The sequence below is a fragment of the Terriglobia bacterium genome (genome assembly GCA_020072785.1).
GTDB lineage: Bacteria > Acidobacteriota > Terriglobia > Acidiferrales > UBA7541 > Acidiferrum.
This window is the reverse complement of the sequence record JAIQGG010000002.1, coordinates 430,022-447,065: the sequence shown is the minus strand read 5'-3', so window position 1 is coordinate 447,065 and position 17,044 is coordinate 430,022. Positions and strand designations below refer to the sequence as shown.

The window sequence follows — 17,044 nt, the reverse complement described above, 5'->3', positions numbered from 1 at the left end:
CGCTGCTGCTGACCTCCGCAGCGTCGTCCGGGCTGGGTTACTGTTCCGACGCCTTCTCCTTCATCCACTTGTCGAAATCTTCCTGCGACATCACGTTCAGATACGCCTTCATGTTGTAGTGCCCGAGCCCGCAGAGTTGCGTGCACACGATCTCATAGCGTCCCGTCTTCGTGGCCGTGAAATGCACCGCCAGATCCAGCCCGGGCACGAAATCCTGCTGGATGCGCAGTTCCCGCACGTAGAACGAGTGCCCCACATCCTTCGCATGCATCATCAGGTTCACTTCCCGGTTTACCGGAATGGCCAACTCGCCCGTCACGATGTCGTCCCGCGCCTCTACTTCGTTCTCCGGATCCAGTCCGAAGTAGTTCTGGTTGCCTTCGTCGATCTTGTCCGGATGCAGCGCCCCGAACTTCCCGTCCGCCCCCGGATACCGGAAGTAGAAGGCAAACTGACCCGCCTGCGCCTGCACCTGCAGCGCGTTGGCCGCCGGCGCCGTGAAATAGACGCTGGCCCAGGCCTTTTGTCCCAGCACTCCCAGCGCCAGCATTTCTGTGCCTACCAGGATGAAGGCTGCCACCACCAGCGCTTTCGCCCCGCCCGGAAACGTCCGGATCTTCCCGTCATCCTTGCGGTTCGAAAACTTCCACACGAAAAAGGCCAACAGCAGCTGGGCCGCCAGAAACGAGAACCCCGCTTCCGCCATGGTCTCCGACATCTGCTCGTCGATGGCGTGCCCGTGCGTGGAAATATCCTGCGGCATCCACCACGTGTGCATCACGATCGGCACGGCGGAAACCAGCGCGATGATGGTCAGGATTACCGCAAACAATTTACCCATGATGCCTCGCCTCTGCGGACCCGCTCCTGCGGGCCCGCCTGTGCTCTTCGGCAGCCAGCCTGCATGCTCTTCTTGCGTAGGGTTACCGTCTTGCGGGTCTAATACGCCTTGGCCTTGAAGACGAAGTCGACGCTCTTCGTTTCACTGCCGGTGATGGTCACGTCCTGCGTCTGCGTCCCGTAGGATTCGTGCCATGCCGTGATGGTGTACTTGCCCGGAGGAAGATTCGGCAGCGTGAATCCGCCGTTGTCCGCGGTCACCGCGTAGTGCGTGGTCTTCAGCACCGCGAACGTCCCGTGCATCCACGGATGGATGTTGCACTTCACCGGGATGAACTCTTCTTTCTCGAACTTTTCCGTAATCGCCGGCGAGCCCGGCGGCTGCGACTTGTTCCACTCCCGGTTGAGCTTCGCCAGCGGGTGAATATTGTGCGAGGTCTGATCGTCGTTGACCACTTTCAGTTCCTGATTCACCTGCAGCACCGCCACGTGCGGGATGTACCGGCAGCCCTTCTGCGCGAAAGTCACCGCCTGCGCCGGCGCCGACGCACCGTCCGGCGCTCCGGCCGAAATGTACACCACTACGTTGTGCAGCGAGTTGCCTTCGCCCGTCACCACCGTTTCGCTCACGGGCGGCGTCGTGTACTGCTTCGCGCAGCTCGGCTCCTTGGACATGTCGATCGGCTTCTGCTTCGCCGGCGTCCCTGTGTAGGTCACCTTGCCGCTGATCGTCCCGCCGCTCGGCGCCGCGACCGCCATCACCGACGCGGCCAATACCGCTATACCTGCCATGAAGACATGTTTGCATCTCATACTAGTAGTTCCTCCTGACCCTTATAAACGTTCGACCGCTACTTTCCGGACTTGTCCGCCGGCTTCGCTGCCCCGCCGTGCGCCTTGAGGATGTCATTCTCCGGCCCCTTGCGCGACACCTGCAGGGTGCGCAGGTAATGCACCAGGTCCCAGGCCTCGTTCGGCTTGATCACGTCGGCAAAGGACGGCATCGGAGTCCCGTCCACCCCGGTGATGAAGATCTTATACAGATCCTGGTTCGTCGTCCCGCACTTGAAGCGCGTCCCCACCGAAAAATTGTACGGACGGATCGGCTGGTCGTTGCTGTCGGTCAGCGTGGACGCCGACGGGCCGTCTCCGCGTCCCTCCGGCCCATGGCACTTCCAGCATTCCAGCTTCTGGAACAGCTCCTTGCCGTGGTTGATGCTCTCCAGCGTCACCGGCGTCTCCGCCGGAACCTCGATCGGCGTCCCCGGCTTCTCCGTCTTCCAGCGCTCCGAGAAGGTCTTGATGTACGCCACCAGGTCCGCCCGCTGCTGTTCGGTCAGCGGATCCCAGGACGGCATGTTCGTGGTGTTGAATCCGCGGGTGATGGCGTTGAACAGGTCCTCATCCGTCGGCAGCATCCCCGTCACCGTCGACCGGCACTTAAACGTCGCGGCCACGAAATTGCGGGGCTGCGGCGTCACGTACGGCGCATTCTCGCCCTGCCCGTCCCCGCGGGGCCCGTGACACCCGATGCAGAATCTCCGGTACAACTGCTTCCCGGAATCGGCATGGCCGGTCAGTTTCCCGATGTGGCTCTCTTGCGCTACGGAGAGCGAGGGGAGCGCCAGAATTGCGAGAGCGCTCAGGCACAACAACCACTTCGATGGCACTTTCGTCTTCATGCGTCTCCACCTTTAGAAAACAAAGTCAAACCCGAGAAACAAACTGTTGGTCGTCAAATCCTGGCCCGGAAGCGGACCGGTTCCCCGCTGCCGCACCCGCGCGTATTCGTTGTGGAAGGCAAAGCCGGCGCGGCTGGTCATGAACGGGTAATAGCGGTACCCGAAGGTGAGCGAATCGATGTCCCCGAGATTCCCGGCGGTGCCTGGAAGCGCCTGTTGCGACATGCGGATCAGCTCGTAGCGCTGAATCAGGATGAACTGCGGATTCAGCGTGTAGTGCGTCTCGATCCACCCGCCGTTCCACGACGGATTCTTCGCCCCCACCGGCAGCGTCTGGTCGGCCGGCGTCCCCGTGCCCAGGTACGCGCTTTCCGACCCGTGCATGAAGAACGTCGTGAAGTCCAGTTTCTTGATGTACCAGAGACCAAAAAACCCGGTGCGGTAAAACATCTCGTTGCCCACGCCGGCTCCGGCAATCGGAGCGCCTCCGCTCGTCGGGAAGATCGTCGGCGCCTGGCCAATATAGGAATAGACACCCACCCGCTGCAGACCCAAGCTTCCCGCATCGAAGGCCTGGCTGAACGTCAGGTACGTGTCATACCCCCGCCCATAGGGCAGGTTCTCGGTCCCATCACTGCCGCTCAGCACCGCCACCGAGTACCGCGTATAGTCGTTCCTCGAATGCCCGCTGACTTCCACCCCGAGCTGGTTGTCCCCCAGTCCGAATCCCGTTGGCGTGGTGTCCCCCTGCGGCAGGAAATGGTAGAGCTGGAAGAGGCCGCCGTTCGCCGACAGGGTCATGATCCGCTTCTCGGAAACCATGTTGTCCAGCTCGAACTTCCCCACCTTCACGTTCAGCCAGCTGGTGTTCAGCAGGTTGCTGAAGCGCACGTTCGCCGATTCGAAGTGAAATGCCCCCGTATTGTCCGCGGACGGCACCAGCAGGAAGCTGATGTTCTTCGCCAGGGTCCCGGCGGTGAGCATGTCCATGCCGGAAAGATCGAACCCGTGCGTCGTGACCCCCTGGATGATCGTGCTCTCTGTTGCTGGATCATCCACGGGCACATGGTCGGTGTTTTCCCGGTGCCAGTGCGGCGTCATGCGCAGCGCGATCGGCCAGTACGTCGGCTGCTGCCAGATGGGAGCGTCCCGGTCGTTCCCCAGTTGGTACCCGTTGTCCTTGAATGTCTGTCCGAAGTTATTCAGCTTCGGCCACGCCTCGTGACAGGCCGAGCAGGGCAAGCCGTATTTCCGCGCGAACGCGGGGATCGCCTGCACCCTCGGCAGCGGCAGCGTATACGCCGGCCGGCTGTCCCCGAGGATGACCGCCACCACGAGCAGTGCAAAGCTCAGACTCGAGGTGAACAACGTCCACTTGTTTCTTTTGCCTAGGTCCTGGGAAGCCCCACCGAACATACTGCCTCCTGTGCAATCAGTTGACCGCTTGGCGGTCCCGCATACAGATGACCCGCAACTGCACCGTGTTGCTCTGGTCCTGCGAACTATTCCCCGCTGTGAGCGAAATGCGATGAAGCGCCTGGCGGTTTGATCGTCCGGGACGCGGAGCCCACAAGTGTGAAATCAGTACACCCGTCATTGTGATCAGAGTCACTTCGCTCCGCCACGAAGTTTCCCTGCCTGGTTTTCCTGCAACCAAAATCGGGCGGATGCTACTGCGCACGCAATTGCTTTGCAAGGAAATTTTGCAACTTTTCACGTGAATTTCGGACCTTTTTTTCTTGTTATTATTCTTTCCCAGCGCACACTCCGGCCTCCCGGCGAAGACGCTTGCTACTTTTTCTTTACTTCGTTTTTCGCAGCCTGCTATGGTGCACTCTGACTGTTGCCAGGACTGTTGGCCGCTTCGCGGTCACGGAAACACAGGAGAACGAACGTCTTCGCGCGCTGCCGATGCCGGAACGCCCGCACGCGCTCTTTGCGACGACCATCACCACGGACCATGGCCACTTCCAAAAATCCCACCACCCCCGCCGCTTTGCGCTCCCGGAAGACCTGCACCTCGGCAGTCCTCCGGCGCTTCCGGCTCGCCGCGTCCTTTCTTGCACTCATTCTCCTCGCCGCTCCGCCGCTCTTCTCTCTTCCTCTGCCCAAGGACAAGACTCCCCTTTCCCCGGGCTTCGCCGCGGAAATCGCGGCCCCGGAAGCCGACGTTCTGCAAGCTGTCCTGGAAGTCGTTCGTGACCAGACCATCCACGGCACCTATCAGTTTGAAAAGGAACAGACCCTCACTGGCGCCAACGAGGCCGACTCTTCTCCCTATTTCACGAAGTGGGAGGGAGCCGGGAAAGTCTTCTACAAAATCCGCACCGACGTGATCGCCCCGCGCCATTTCCGGGAAGCCGGCGATCAGGGCACCATCGCCGTCCGCTTCGTCGTGCAAAGCGTTGCCGCCCAGCGCACCCTCCTGCACATCGACGCCGTCTACGTCGAAGCCGCGCGGCGCATCGCCCATCCCTCCGACGGCACCGTCGAATCCAGCGAATACAAAGCGGTCCAGGAGCACCTGCAGGCGCTGCAGCTCCAGGCTCAGGAAGCCGAAGAGGCCCGCAGCAGCCGCGAACGCGCGGAGGCCGAACGCCAGCTCTGGCAGCGCCGCCGCGACGATGAATCCGCGCGCCTCGCCGCCGCGCAATCCTCCGTCCGCGAACTCGAACAGCGCGCCCAGGCCCTCCGCCATGCCGTCGAGGCCCGCGTCAAAGCTCCCGCCGGCGAGCTCAAGGCCGCTCCCTTCCGCAGCGCCACCACCCTGCAGCCCCTCACCGCCTATACCGAAGTCGTCATCCTGGTCCTCACTCCTTACTGGTACGGCGTGGAAATTCCCAGCGGCCAGCGTGGCTGGATCCGCCGCGACCAACTGGAGCCCCTGCCATGAGCGGCGTGAAGAGGACGGCCGCTTTGCGGTTGCACAGGTCAATGAACGTGCCAGCGACGAATCCCGCGAAGCGGCCGCCCCGCCACGCTTCCCGCTCTCTTTTCCGTTCGCTCTGCCTCTGCGCCCTCGCGCTCTTCTCCTGCTGCGCCGCATTCGCACAGGACGCTCCCATCGAGCGCACCTTCCTGCACACCAAGCCCGAAGTCGAGAAGGCTTTGCAACCCCTGCGCGCTTCCGCCAGCGGGCACCTGCCTCTCCTCGACGGCTTCGTCGGCACCGTAGACCAGCCCCTCGAGCGCTTCGAGCGCGCCTACTACCAGTGCACTTTTCAGCTCACCGCCCGCGTCACCGGCGACACCATCGTCCGCGTTCACGCCAAGATCTCCGCCTGGTACGCCGCTCCCAATCCCGCCGAGGCCGGCTATCGCGTCCTGCCCTCCAACGGCCGCCTTGAAAACGATCTCCTCGACCGCCTCGCGGAAGCTCTCGACGGCAAATCCGCTTCCGCCACCAGCGCCGCGTCCGCTGGCGGCCCTGCGCGCCCCGCCTATCGCCTGACCCTGCCCGTGCCCAATGTCCGCGGCTACGGCGCCGCCGGCTCCGCTCCCGAGCCTGCCACCGCTGCTTCCGCCGCCGAATCCCAGCCCGCTCCCTCCTCCGCCGCGGAACAAGAAATCGACTCCCTGCGCAAGCAGCGCGAAGCCGCCGAAAAGCGCATGCAGCAACTCAACGCCACGGTCCTCAACCTCCAGGAGATCCAGCGCACCCAGGCCCATCCCGCAAACCTCGCCGCCGTTCGCAAGACCGGCACGCCCATCCTGGCCAAGCCCGAGAATGGCGCGCGCGTCCTCTTCGCCGCCGAAGCCCAGGACCAGTTCGAAATCCTCGACCTGCAGCCCGACTGGGTGCACGTGCAGATTTCCGGCGCCAGCCGCGGCTGGATTCGCCGCGCGCAGCTCGAACTTCCCGAGCGCTATGGTGCTGGCAATTCCTCCTCTCCGACCGCGCCAAGCGGGCAGGACCAGCCGCTTTACCGCGTGACCCGCGAAGAAACCGGGCTCTTCCCCGGCAAGTGGGAACCCCTGCAAGGCAAAACCGTAAGAATCATCTGGGTGCAGCCCGTCCCGCAGGCCGAAAAAGTTTCCACCACCCAAGCCCGCCGCAGCTTCGCCAAATCGCTCTTCCTCAAAGCCGCCGCCGCATCCTCCTCTTCCGCCCAGCCTCTCGCCGGCATCCTCATCCTCTTCGACACCGCCGACGGCGGAGAAGTCGCCGCCACTCTCGGCCTCCTTCAGCAATGGCAATCCGGCTCCCTCGCCGACGATGCCTTCTGGCAGCAGTCCTTCCTCGATCCACCCGAAGCCTTTCGCGACCCCGCCCCCCACTGATCTCTCTTCCGCCGCTGTAGCCGCCGCCCAAAAACACAATCGCCGTGCCGGAGTCTTCCTCCAGCACGGCGATCCCTTGCCAATCTTATTTCGCTACTGCTTGTACCGCTTCTTGTAAAACTCGATCTGCTCCTGAATCTGCTCTTTGGTCATTCCTTTCGTCCACTTGTGGTAGTCGCTCTTCATCACCTCGGCGGTCACCCCGGGCAGCAGCCGCTCGGCATCCGGAATGAACTCCGTGTAGAACGTTTTGGCCACCTCGTAGAATCCGTGCCACTGCGTGTAGTCCGGCCCCATCATCGCCGTGCCCATGCGCGCGCGCCGCCCCTGGTGGTGCCACATTTCGTAGTAGGTCCACTCCAGCTTCTCGTCGAACGGCGTCCGGGTCAGCTTGCCCGCCGCATACAGCTTGTCCATGATGCCCTTCGCCGGCTTGGCAAACTTTTCGTTGTACAGCTCGATCGTTCCTTCGTACTGCTTGTAGAAGTTTTCCACCCAGCCCGTCGCGTGACAGGCCGAGCACACGTCCTGCATCGCCGCCCGCCGCTTCTCCCAGTTTTCCAGCTTGATGCTGACCACCGGCCGCAGCGTGTAGCTGATGCGGTCGCCCACGTCGTGCGTGATCCCTTGCGTGGACGTCGCGCTCATGTGGCAGGTGGCGCACGTCGGCGCCGCCGAATAGTCCTTCCCCACCACCCACGACTTCGATTCCAGGTTCATTTTCGCGATGTTCGCCCGGAACTGAATCCCGTGCTTCGATTCGTTGTAGATCTCGATCTGCGGATGGTCCGGACCCATGTGGCACTTCCCGCAGTTTTCCGGCTGCCGCGCCAGCGCCGAGCTGAAGCTGTGCCGCCCGTGGCAGGCCGCGCACGTGCCCAGGCTCTTGTCCGGGTTCACCCTCCCGATCCCGCTGTTCGGCCACGTGGCCGCATCGAACTTCCCGCCGCCCAGATATTTCACCTCGCTGCCGTGGCACTGCCGGCAGCCGTTCATCGCCGCCGGCCCGCCCTCCACGATCTCCCCCAGCATGTTGTCCAGCGACCCGATGAACTGCGCCGCCTTCGCGTGGTGGCTTTTCTCGAACTGCTCCACCTCTTTCTCGTGGCAACGCCCGCAGTAGTTCGGCGTGACGATCACGGCGATCTTCTGCCCGTAGTGATCAAACGCCGCAGGATCGCCTGCCGCGGCCTGGTGGCAGGAGTAGCAGTCCACGCCCTTTCTGGCGTGCGCGCTCTCACGCCACTGTTCCACCGCGCCCGGCGTCGTCGCCGCATGGCAGTCCAGGCATTTCTGCCCCTGCTCGGATACCTTCGGTGTCTGCGCAAAGATTGGAATACTCAGAAGTGCCGCAAATAGAAGACCTGCGAGGAATCGGAATCCCATGGAACAACCTCCTTGGAGAAAGAAGGGGGACACGGCCATCTCTCGCCCCGCCGCCCGCGTTCACTCCTGCGGATGATCGCTGCGAATGACCAACTCGGGATCCTTCATGGTCACCTTGCTGTAGGGCGCCACGGAGTGCGTGAGCCAGACGTTGCCGCCAATGATGCTGTGGTGCCCGATGCGCGTCTTCCCGCCGAGGATGGTCGCGTTGGGATAGACGGTAACGTGGTCCTCGAGGTCGGGATGGCGCTTATTCTCGCGCCCGCGCTGCAGCGTCCCGGTGGCATCCCGCAGCGTGGGATTGAAGGCCCCCAGCGTCACCCCGTGATACAGCGTCACCTTGTTGCCGATCACCGCCGTTTCCCCGATCACCACGCCCGTGCCGTGATCGATGAAAAACGACTCGCCAATCGCCGCGCCCGGGCTGATATCAATCCCCGTGTGGCTGTGCGCCACTTCCGTCATCATGCGCGGAATAAACGGCACATCCAGCAGATAGAGCCGGTGCGCCAGCCGCTGCACCGTGATTGCCTCAATATACGGATAACTCAGCAGGATGTCCTCAAAGCTGGCTGCCGCCGGATCGTTCTGATACGCGGACTGCAGATCGCTGGCCAGCAGCCCTGCCAGCTCCGGAAACTGCTCGAACAAAGGCCCCAGCACTTCTTCCACGCAATGCGCGGGATCCGCCGGCGAGGGCTTGCCCTTGCTCCGGCAATCGAAGCGCACCGCGCGGCAGATCTGATCCGTGAGCAGCGTCTGCATCTCGCGCAGGTAAGCGCCCACGGGCGGATGGGGCGCCGCGCCCAGCGGCGCAAAATAGATGGGAAAGAGAATTTGCAGATAGTGCCGGCAGACCGCCGCCACGACTTCCCGGCTCGGCAACTGGAACTCGCTGTGCTCGTCCCCGGCGAGCTGCGCGTCGAGGGCCATGCGGAATTCCCGGGCCAGGCGATTCAGGTTTTCAACGCTCATGATGATCTTCCGCCCGCAACGCTCCCCGCCGGACGCTGGTTATCCGAGGCCCTCGAACAGCACCGAAGAGATGTAGCGCTCTCCGGAATCCGGCAGGATGGTCACGATGGTCTTCCCGGCGAACTCCTCCATCCTGGCCAGGCGCACGGCCACCGCCGCGGCCGCGCCGCAGGAGATGCCGCTCAGGATGCCCTCTTCCTGCGCCAGGCGCCGCGCAAATTCAATGGCCTCGGCGTTGCTCACCAGCTCGACGCGGTCCACCAGCGAGAGATCGAGGTTCTTGGGGATGAATCCCGCGCCAATGCCCTGAATCTTGTGCGGCGCAGGCTTGAGCGGCTGCCCCGCGCGCTGCTGCGTGATCACCGGGCTGTCCGCCGGCTCCACCGCCACCGAAACGATGGCCTTGCCTTTGGTCTTCTTGATGTAACGCGAAATGCCGGTGATCGTGCCGCCGGTGCCCACGCCCGAAACCAGCACGTCCACGCCCCCGTCGGTGTCGCTCCAGATTTCCGGGCCCGTCGTCTTTTCGTGGATGTCCGGATTCGCCGGGTTTTCAAACTGCTGCGGCATGAAGTAGCGCTGCGGATCGGACTGCGCGATCTCCGCGGCCTTCTTGATCGCCCCGGGCATGCCCTCGGGCCCCGGCGTAAGATGCAGCGTTGCGCCAAACGCCGCCAGCACCCGCCGCCGTTCCAGGGACATCGTCTCCGGCATGGTCAGCGTGAGCTTGTAGCCGCGCGCCGCGGCCACGAACGCCAGCGCGATCCCCGTGTTTCCGCTGGTGGGCTCGACAATCTCCACGCCCGGCCGCAGCACCCCGCGCTTCTCCGCGTCCCAGATCATCGCCGCGCCGATGCGGCACTTCACCGAATAGGCCGGATTGCGCCCCTCGATCTTCGCCAGCACGGTCCCGCGCGCGCCCGCCGTCAGCCGGTTCAGCTTCACCAGCGGCGTCCTGCCGATGCTTCGTGAATTGTCCGCGTAGATATTGGCCATGAGCGTCCCTGCCTCCACTGCGTCTGCGTTGAACTGACCGCCGCCGTCCATTGCCGGCTGCCCGGCGGGGTAGATGATTTTACCCCACCTGCCGCGCGATGCGCTTCTCAGCGCCGCGCCGGAAACTCCCGCCGCCGGTCGGCCAGCAGATTCGGCACCGGCGAAATCTTCAGGCTTTTGCTGATCAGCCGCTCGATCTGCCGGATCTCCCCTTTTTGGTCCGGCGTCGCGAACGTGATGGCGTGCCCGCCCGCGCCCGCGCGCGCCGTGCGCCCGATGCGGTGCACGTAATCCTCGGGATTGGCGGGCAGATCGTAGTTCAGCACCAGCCCGATGCCCGCCACGTCGATGCCCCGCGAAGCGATGTCCGTGGCCACCAGCACGCGGTATCGCCCCGACTTGAAGCCGTCCAGCGCCTCGCGGCGCTGCGCCAGCGAGCGGTTGGAGTGAATCTCCGCCGCGTTGTGGCCCATGGCGCGCAGGTTCCTGGTCAGCGCCTTGGCCCCGTGCTTGGTGCGCGTGAAGATCAGCGTCGTCCCGGGGTACTGCTCCAGGAGATTCTGCAGCAGGCGGTTCTTGGCCTCTTTGTGAATCACGAATACTTCCTGGGTCACGCGTTCCGCCGGCGTTCCCGCCGGCGCTACTTCCACGCGCAGCGGCAACTTCATATGCGCCGCGGCCATCTTCATGATTCCCGCGGGCATGGTCGCGGAGAAGAGCATGGTCTGCCGGTCGCGCGGCACCGCGGCGATAATCTTCTCGATCACCGGCGCAAATCCCATGTCCAGCATGCGGTCGGCTTCGTCCAGCACCAGGATCTGCACGTGGTCGAGCTTCGCCGTGCGCCGCTGCATGTGATCCATCAGCCGTCCCGGCGTGGCCACGATGACGTGCGGCTTGCGCGCCAGCGCCTGCATCTGCGGCCCCATCCCCGCCCCGCCGATCAGCACCGCCGTGCGCAACGACACGCTCTGCCCCGCCTTGCGCAGCGCTTCATCCACCTGCAGCGCCAGCTCGCGCGTCGGCAGCACCACCAGCCCCTGCCCCTTGATCTGCGCCAACCGCTGGATCATCGGAATGCCGAAGGCCAGCGTCTTCCCCGTGCCGGTCTGCGCGATCCCTACAATATCTTTCCCCTGCAGCGCCGCCGGAATGGCCTGCTGCTGAATCGGCGTGGGCGTCACGTACCCCAGCCGCACCAGCGTGGCCAGCAACCCCGGAGCAATCCCCAGCCCCGAAAACCCCGAAATCGCCTGCTCCGCCGCCGCACTCGGCCCTGCTGGCAGCGTTGGTTGCGGCGGCACATGCGCCGCCTTGGCTGCCTCTTTTTCCTGGTTTGCGGGATGTGAGTGCAGTGCGTGGTGTCCGTGAAGGGGGTGATATTTCATAGCTGTAGGCGAACCAACCCATGATACGCCCGATTCCCCTGCCGGAGAACACGGCAACGATCTTGCGCAGGGTGAGGCCCTGCGGAAACATGACCGAGCGGGGGACGAGCTTGCGGGCTTGCGCGGAGGAACTGTCGAGGACGAAAATTCCGTTTTTTGCGCTGGCGCCGAGGCGCGGGAGCGTTGACCGCTTCGCGGTCACACATACAGCGGATAGGGCGGAACTTGGCGGCGCCTCCGCGAGGGATGCGGGCGAGGACATCGAGTGGCCGCAGCCAGCGGCACTCGCGAAGAGCAACGAGAGGAAAAGAAGCGCGAGCCGATCCGAGGAGCAGTGCCTGTTTATCTTTGTCTCCAAAGCACCTTGCGGCGCCGGCCCGCCGGCTGGCAAGCCAGCCGGCGCCGCGTAATGCGACGGGCCGACTAGCTGCCGGCCTGCTTGGCCGCCAGTGCGCCAATGATGGGCAGGCGGAACTCCTCGCCCTGGTAAGCCTTGTACATCAGGAAGATCCAGGCGCAGAAAGTGCCCAGCCAGAGGACCAAATGGATGGGCAAGAAGAGCAGGCCGAGAACGCCTCCGCTGACTGCCGCCAGGATTGCCTCGACGATGAAGGCGGCAATGAAAATAGCGATGACCACGACGTGGAAAAAGATCGACTGAAAGCAGTGGAAGCGCACTTTGCGGTCGTTCTTGTAGGGATCGAGCACCAAAAACAGAATGCCCGTGATCAGTCCCAAAACATAAGTCAGGGCATAGACGAGATTAATGGACAAGCCGGGATTGGCAGCCGCGGGCGCGCCCGCAGAAGCACCGGAGCCTCCGGTTGCCGAGCCGGCCGGAGCCGCGGAGGCAGCACCCACGCGGCCACCGCATTTACCACAGAAAGCCGTCCCGTCGGGAACTGCCGCACCACAATTTCCGCAAAAGGCCATAGTCAATCTCCTCTCAAAGGTGAAGATGCGAGCCCGTATGGGGCGCACTATAGCGCGTCTGGGGCTTGCGGGGCGCGTATATTTGATAGCCCGCGGGGAGCGCGAAGAAACTGGGGAGTTGCGCGGCTTCCTGGATGTTCCGCAATTCGGCCGCTACCTCCATGTCCTCCCTGCGGATGAAGCAGCGGAAACTGGCGGCGCTAGGGATGCGCCAACGTGAGCTGTTCGGCGACACATTGCCAGCGGCCATCGCGATGGATCCAGGTGTCGGTGAAGCGTTCGTAGCGGTGGGTGATCCGGCCGTCTTTTTCCTTGAGGGTGATATCGTCGAGGCCGGTGGCGATGACGGCGTTGGCAGCCACGGCGTGGGAGACCATGAAGTTCATCTTGATGCTGAGCGTCATTCCCGCCTCTTCCTTGTATCCCGCGAACATGGAGTCGCGGTTGCCCAGTTTGCCGTCGGACTCCGTGAGGATGAAATCGTCGGAGACCATGCGGGTGAGCTTGCCCCAGTCGTGCGCGAGCTGCAGGGTGAACCACTCCTGCTCGAGCTTGGTTACGGCCTGTTCCGCGGCGGCATAGCCGGCGGCTTTGGTCTGCGCGAGCGCCGCGCCCAGCACCAGCAGACCTGCCAGAACCGCCAGCAGACTGCGTTTCCATAGGAGTGACATGTTCTCGATCTCCCTCAGAGGATTTCCCGCGAAATTGAACCGGGCTTGTGCATGTTCAGGAAGTTTCTTCGAATGCGTAGAGTTCACCTTACTACAAATTCACGAGTGGAAACGCCGGTGTACGCTTAACTTGCACCCCCTGCCGGGAGCGGCGCTGCGGCGGGTGATCGGGCCGCGCGCGTGCTACCCTTTCGCGTGGCCGGGGCCGGGACAGGCTACGGCCTGCCCAGCCGCGAATGGCCGAGATATAGCGAGGCGCACGCACCATGTTTGCTGAGCGCACCAAGTGGAACCTGGAGACGAACCGGCTAAGCGCGGCGCTGGCGCGGCACCGCGCGGCCAGAAAGCCGCTGCTGGATTTGAGCGCGTCGAATCCGACGGCGTGCGGGTTCAACTATGACCGCGCGGCGATCCTGCGGGCGCTGGCGAATCCGGCGGCGCTGGTGTATGAGCCGGATCCGCGGGGGCTGGAGAGCGCGCGGCGGGCGGTGGCCGGGTACTACGCGGCGCGCAAGATAAATATTGCGGCCGAGGAGATCTTTCTCACCACCAGCACCAGCGAAGCCTACACCTATGTTTTCCGCACGCTGTGCGATCCCGGGGACGAGCTGCTGGCGCCGGAACCGAGCTATCCGCTCTTCGGCTTCCTCGCGGACATTCAGGATGTCCGGGTAGCGCGTTATCCCCTGCTCTACGATTACGGCTGGCAGATTGATTTCCATGCACTGGAGCAGGCGATCACGCCGCGCACGCGCGGCGTGATCGTGGTGCACCCGAACAATCCGACCGGGCATTTCTGCAAGGCGCAAGAGATGGCGCGGCTGAATGCGCTCTGCGCGGCGCGGGGGATGGCCCTGATCGCCGACGAGGTGTTTCTGGATTTTGCACTCGGGGGAGCGGCGCCGGCCAGTTTCGCCGGGAATGGGGGGGCGCTGACGTTTACGCTGAGCGGGCTCTCGAAAATTTCCGGGCTGCCGCAGATGAAGGCGGCGTGGCTGATCACCAGCGGGCCGGAACCGGCCAAGGGGCAGGCGCTGGCGCGGCTGGAGGTGATTGCCGACACCTATCTTTCGATGAATGCTCCCGTGCAACTGGCGCTGCCGGTGTTTCTGGAGCAGCGGCACGCGTTTCAGCTGCAGTTGCTGGAGCGGGTGCGCAAGAATCTGGCGGAGCTGTACCGGCAGGTGGCGGGACAGGAAGCGTGCGCGCGGCTGAACGTGGAAGGCGGATGGTATGCCGTGCTGCGGGTGCCGGCGACGCGCCCGGACGAAGAGCTGGCGATCGCGCTGCTGACGGAGAAGGACGTGTATGTGCATCCCGGACACTTCTACGACTTCCCTGCCGACGGCTACCTGGTGGCGAGCCTGATCACGCCGGAGCGGGAGTTTGCGGAGGGGATGCGGCGGCTGCTGGCGGGCTTTTGAGGGAGAACCGGAACGCCCCATCGAAAAACAGCTTTCGCCGGAAAGCTGCATGGGAAGCAAATCCGGAATACGCCGGCGCAGGTTCTTGCCGCTTTCACGTGCGACCGCGAAGCGGTCAACTCAATCGGAAAGCAGGGAGTGCAGGCCGAATTCGCGATGCGTGGCCAGCAACGCCGCTTTCATGGCCTGGTCTTCCACGACGAAGGAAATGTTGGTCTCCGAAGAGCCCTGCGCGATGGCGATAATGTTGATGCTCTCGCGCCCCAGGGCGTTGAAGGTTCGTCCGGCAATGCCCGGCGTGCCGTGCATTTTTTCGCCGACGACGGCCACAATGGCGATATTGGGATCGACGGTGATGTGTTCGACCACCTGGTGCGCCAGGTCCTGGGCAAACTCGTGACGCAGCGCCTCCACGGTGCGCTGGGCGTCGGCCGCGGAAACGATGAAGCAGATGTCGTTCTGGGAAGAGGACTGGGAGATGAGCAAAACGCTGGCGCGCAACTCCGCGGTAGTCGAAAAGGTGCGGCCCACGACGTCGGGAACGCCGACGATGCCCGGGCCGCCCACGCTGATGAGGGCCACGTCGCGGATCGCCGTGAGGGCCTTGACGCCCCCGCCGATGCGCCGGCCCTCGCGGGTAATCACCGTGCCGGGGCGCTCCGGGGCAAAGCTGTTGCGGATCCAGACCGGGATGGCCGCGGGGATGACTTCCCGGAGCGTCTTGGGGTGCAGGACTTTGGCGCCGAAGTAGGCGAGCTCGGCGGCTTCGCGGTAGGAAATTTCCGGAATGGTGCGGGCTTCGGGGACGAGACGCGGATCGGCCGTCAAAACGCCGTCCACGTCGGTCCAGATGATGATCTCGTCGACGCCCAGGGCCGCGCCCAAAATCGTGGCGGAATAATCGGAGCCGCCGCGGCCGAGGGTGGTCAGAATGCCCTCGGAGGTTGCGCCAATGAACCCGGTGACGACGGGAACGATTCCCGCGTGCAGCAAGGGGCGGAGGCGCGCTTCGCAGCGCTCGCGGGTGCGGACCATGAGAGGTTCGGCGCCGCCGTGGTAGGCATCGGTCATTATCAATTCGGTGGCTTCCACGGCTTCGCCGCGCACGCCGAGTTCGGCGAGAGCGCCGGCGAAGAGCGGAGCGGAGAGGCGCTCGCCCAGGCTGGAGATGGAATCGAGAGTGCGCGGCGTCAGCTCGCGGAGCAGCGCCGTGCCATCATAAAGCCGCTGCCCTTCCGCGAGAATCTCCTCCAGCCGGCGCAGGACCGGCTGGCGCGCTTCCTTGCCGGCGACCAGGGCGGCGAGCACGGCCTCGTGCTGCCGGCGCAAGGCGTCGACGAGAGCGGCACCCGCCTGGCGATCGCCGTTTTCCGCGCGCCGGGCGGCGTCGATCAGCCGGTTGGTCACGCCGCTCATGGCCGAAACCACCACCACGACGGCGCTGTCCCTCGCCGCACTGGCGACAATCTGCGCCGAACGGGCGATGCACGCGGCATCGCCGACCGAGGTACCGCCAAACTTCATGACCTGCACTTTTGCTTTCATGTCATCCCATCCGGGAGTGGAGCCCGTTGATTTCCCATTTGTATTTTCATTCAGTTGCCGCCCAATAGTCACACCTATTCTGCCGGTTCCCGGACGGGTCTTGCCGTTGCGCGCAACGTCCGCACACCGGCGCAGGCAGGGCCGGGCGGTCTTGCCGTTCTCCGAGCAATCCACAAAAGTCGAATATTGGGGAGAGGGCTCTTTCTTATATACTCATAGCTTCTTAAAAATGGAGAAACTGCATGAAGGAGACTAGTGTTACGGAATTGCAGGCGGCGAGCACGGGAAACTGCCGGGCGCAATGGGTGGATGTGCGGTCGGCCTCGGAGTATGCCGCGGGACACGTGCCAGGTGCGGTGAATATCCCGATGGACCAGATCGCGGCGCGCCTGGACGATATGAGCCGCGAGCTTCCGGTGGTGTTGATTTGCCAGGGCGGGACGCGGGCGCGGATCGTGGCGCAGCAGTTGAAGCCGTGCCGCGACGACGTGGCGGTGCTGAAAGGGGGCACGAACGCCTGGGTAAAGGCCGGACTGCCGCTGGTGGCCAGCGCGAGAACGCGCTGGTCGCTGGAGCGTCAAGTACGGCTGGCCGCGGGACTGCTGGTACTGCTGGGTGTGGTGCTGGGGTTGCTGGTGAATTATCGCTGGATGTATTTGTCGGGATTTGTTGGAACGGGACTGTCGTTTGCAGGGCTGACGGATTTTTGCCCGATGGGGATCCTGTTGGGGAAAATGCCGTGGAATGGAGCGCGGCATTGCAAGCAGCCAGCGGCCATCGTCGCAGGCCCCAGTGAGGCCGAGGGATAAGAAGTGTTTGACCGGCGGGTGATGCAGCCCGCTCCAAATTTTGGGCAACGGGCCGCACCTTGCGGCTCTTTGCTGCCCCTCGAAACCACCTGACGCAAAGGATGTTTTTCCCAC

The 17,044-nt window shown here is 63.9% G+C and carries 15 protein-coding genes; 4 read left to right on the top strand and 11 right to left on the bottom strand.

Annotation, left to right across the window (positions count from 1 at the left end; all coding sequences use genetic code 11):
- Positions 1–37: 37 nt before the first annotated feature.
- The 4 genes from LAN61_05235 to LAN61_05220 all read right to left on the bottom strand — a co-directional run bounded on the left by LAN61_05235 (position 38) and on the right by LAN61_05220 (position 3,938).
- Complete coding sequence (locus LAN61_05235) at positions 38–841, bottom strand: cytochrome C oxidase subunit II (protein ID MBZ5539907.1); 804 nt, start codon at positions 839–841, stop codon at positions 38–40.
- Between the two features lie 98 nt (positions 842–939).
- Positions 940–1,653, bottom strand: a complete 714-nt coding sequence (locus tag LAN61_05230; protein ID MBZ5539906.1) for a carboxypeptidase regulatory-like domain-containing protein — start codon at positions 1,651–1,653, stop codon at positions 940–942.
- A 38-nt stretch (positions 1,654–1,691) separates the two neighbouring features.
- A complete protein-coding gene (locus LAN61_05225; GenBank protein MBZ5539905.1) occupies positions 1,692–2,522 on the bottom strand; it encodes a cytochrome c in 831 nt (276 codons plus the stop codon).
- A gap of 12 nt (positions 2,523–2,534) precedes the next feature.
- Positions 2,535–3,938, bottom strand: coding sequence for a hypothetical protein (locus LAN61_05220; GenBank protein ID MBZ5539904.1), 1,404 nt, complete (start codon positions 3,936–3,938; stop codon positions 2,535–2,537).
- A gap of 544 nt (positions 3,939–4,482) precedes the next feature.
- Here LAN61_05220 and LAN61_05215 point away from each other — a divergent pair.
- On the top strand, positions 4,483–5,415 hold the full coding sequence (locus tag LAN61_05215) for a hypothetical protein (GenBank protein MBZ5539903.1): 933 nt from the start codon (positions 4,483–4,485) through the stop codon (positions 5,413–5,415).
- 41 nt (positions 5,416–5,456) lie between these two features.
- Positions 5,457–6,803, top strand: a complete 1,347-nt coding sequence (locus LAN61_05210) for a hypothetical protein (GenBank protein MBZ5539902.1) — start codon at positions 5,457–5,459, stop codon at positions 6,801–6,803.
- 93 nt (positions 6,804–6,896) lie between these two features.
- Here the strand turns inward: LAN61_05210 and LAN61_05205 are convergent, their stop codons facing one another.
- The 6 genes from LAN61_05205 to LAN61_05180 all read right to left on the bottom strand — a co-directional run bounded on the left by LAN61_05205 (position 6,897) and on the right by LAN61_05180 (position 13,152).
- A complete protein-coding gene (locus LAN61_05205; GenBank protein ID MBZ5539901.1) occupies positions 6,897–8,189 on the bottom strand; it encodes a hypothetical protein in 1,293 nt (430 codons plus the stop codon).
- Positions 8,190–8,249: 60 nt separating this feature from the next.
- The gene (locus LAN61_05200; protein ID MBZ5539900.1) at positions 8,250–9,164 is read right to left on the bottom strand and encodes a serine O-acetyltransferase; all 915 of its coding nucleotides are present in this window, start codon (positions 9,162–9,164) and stop codon (positions 8,250–8,252) included.
- Between the two features lie 39 nt (positions 9,165–9,203).
- Entirely contained in the window at positions 9,204–10,160 is a 957-nt protein-coding gene (gene cysK, locus LAN61_05195) for a cysteine synthase A (protein ID MBZ5539899.1), read from the bottom strand.
- Between the two features lie 107 nt (positions 10,161–10,267).
- A complete protein-coding gene (locus tag LAN61_05190) occupies positions 10,268–11,464 on the bottom strand; it encodes a DEAD/DEAH box helicase (protein ID MBZ5539898.1) in 1,197 nt (398 codons plus the stop codon).
- A 507-nt stretch (positions 11,465–11,971) separates the two neighbouring features.
- Positions 11,972–12,481, bottom strand: coding sequence for a hypothetical protein (locus LAN61_05185; protein ID MBZ5539897.1), 510 nt, complete (start codon positions 12,479–12,481; stop codon positions 11,972–11,974).
- Positions 12,482–12,681: 200 nt separating this feature from the next.
- Complete coding sequence (locus LAN61_05180) at positions 12,682–13,152, bottom strand: nuclear transport factor 2 family protein (protein ID MBZ5539896.1); 471 nt, start codon at positions 13,150–13,152, stop codon at positions 12,682–12,684.
- 266 nt (positions 13,153–13,418) lie between these two features.
- On the opposite strand from LAN61_05180, the gene LAN61_05175 reads away from it, so the two are divergent.
- The gene (locus tag LAN61_05175) at positions 13,419–14,576 is read left to right on the top strand and encodes a pyridoxal phosphate-dependent aminotransferase (protein ID MBZ5539895.1); all 1,158 of its coding nucleotides are present in this window, start codon (positions 13,419–13,421) and stop codon (positions 14,574–14,576) included.
- A 120-nt stretch (positions 14,577–14,696) separates the two neighbouring features.
- On the opposite strand, the gene LAN61_05170 is transcribed toward LAN61_05175, so the two are convergent.
- Positions 14,697–16,121, bottom strand: coding sequence for an aspartate kinase (locus tag LAN61_05170; GenBank protein MBZ5539894.1), 1,425 nt, complete (start codon positions 16,119–16,121; stop codon positions 14,697–14,699).
- Between the two features lie 242 nt (positions 16,122–16,363).
- Between LAN61_05170 and LAN61_05165 the strand changes: the two genes are divergently transcribed.
- Complete coding sequence (locus LAN61_05165; GenBank protein ID MBZ5539893.1) at positions 16,364–16,930, top strand: rhodanese-like domain-containing protein; 567 nt, start codon at positions 16,364–16,366, stop codon at positions 16,928–16,930.
- Positions 16,931–17,044 lie beyond the last annotated feature (114 nt).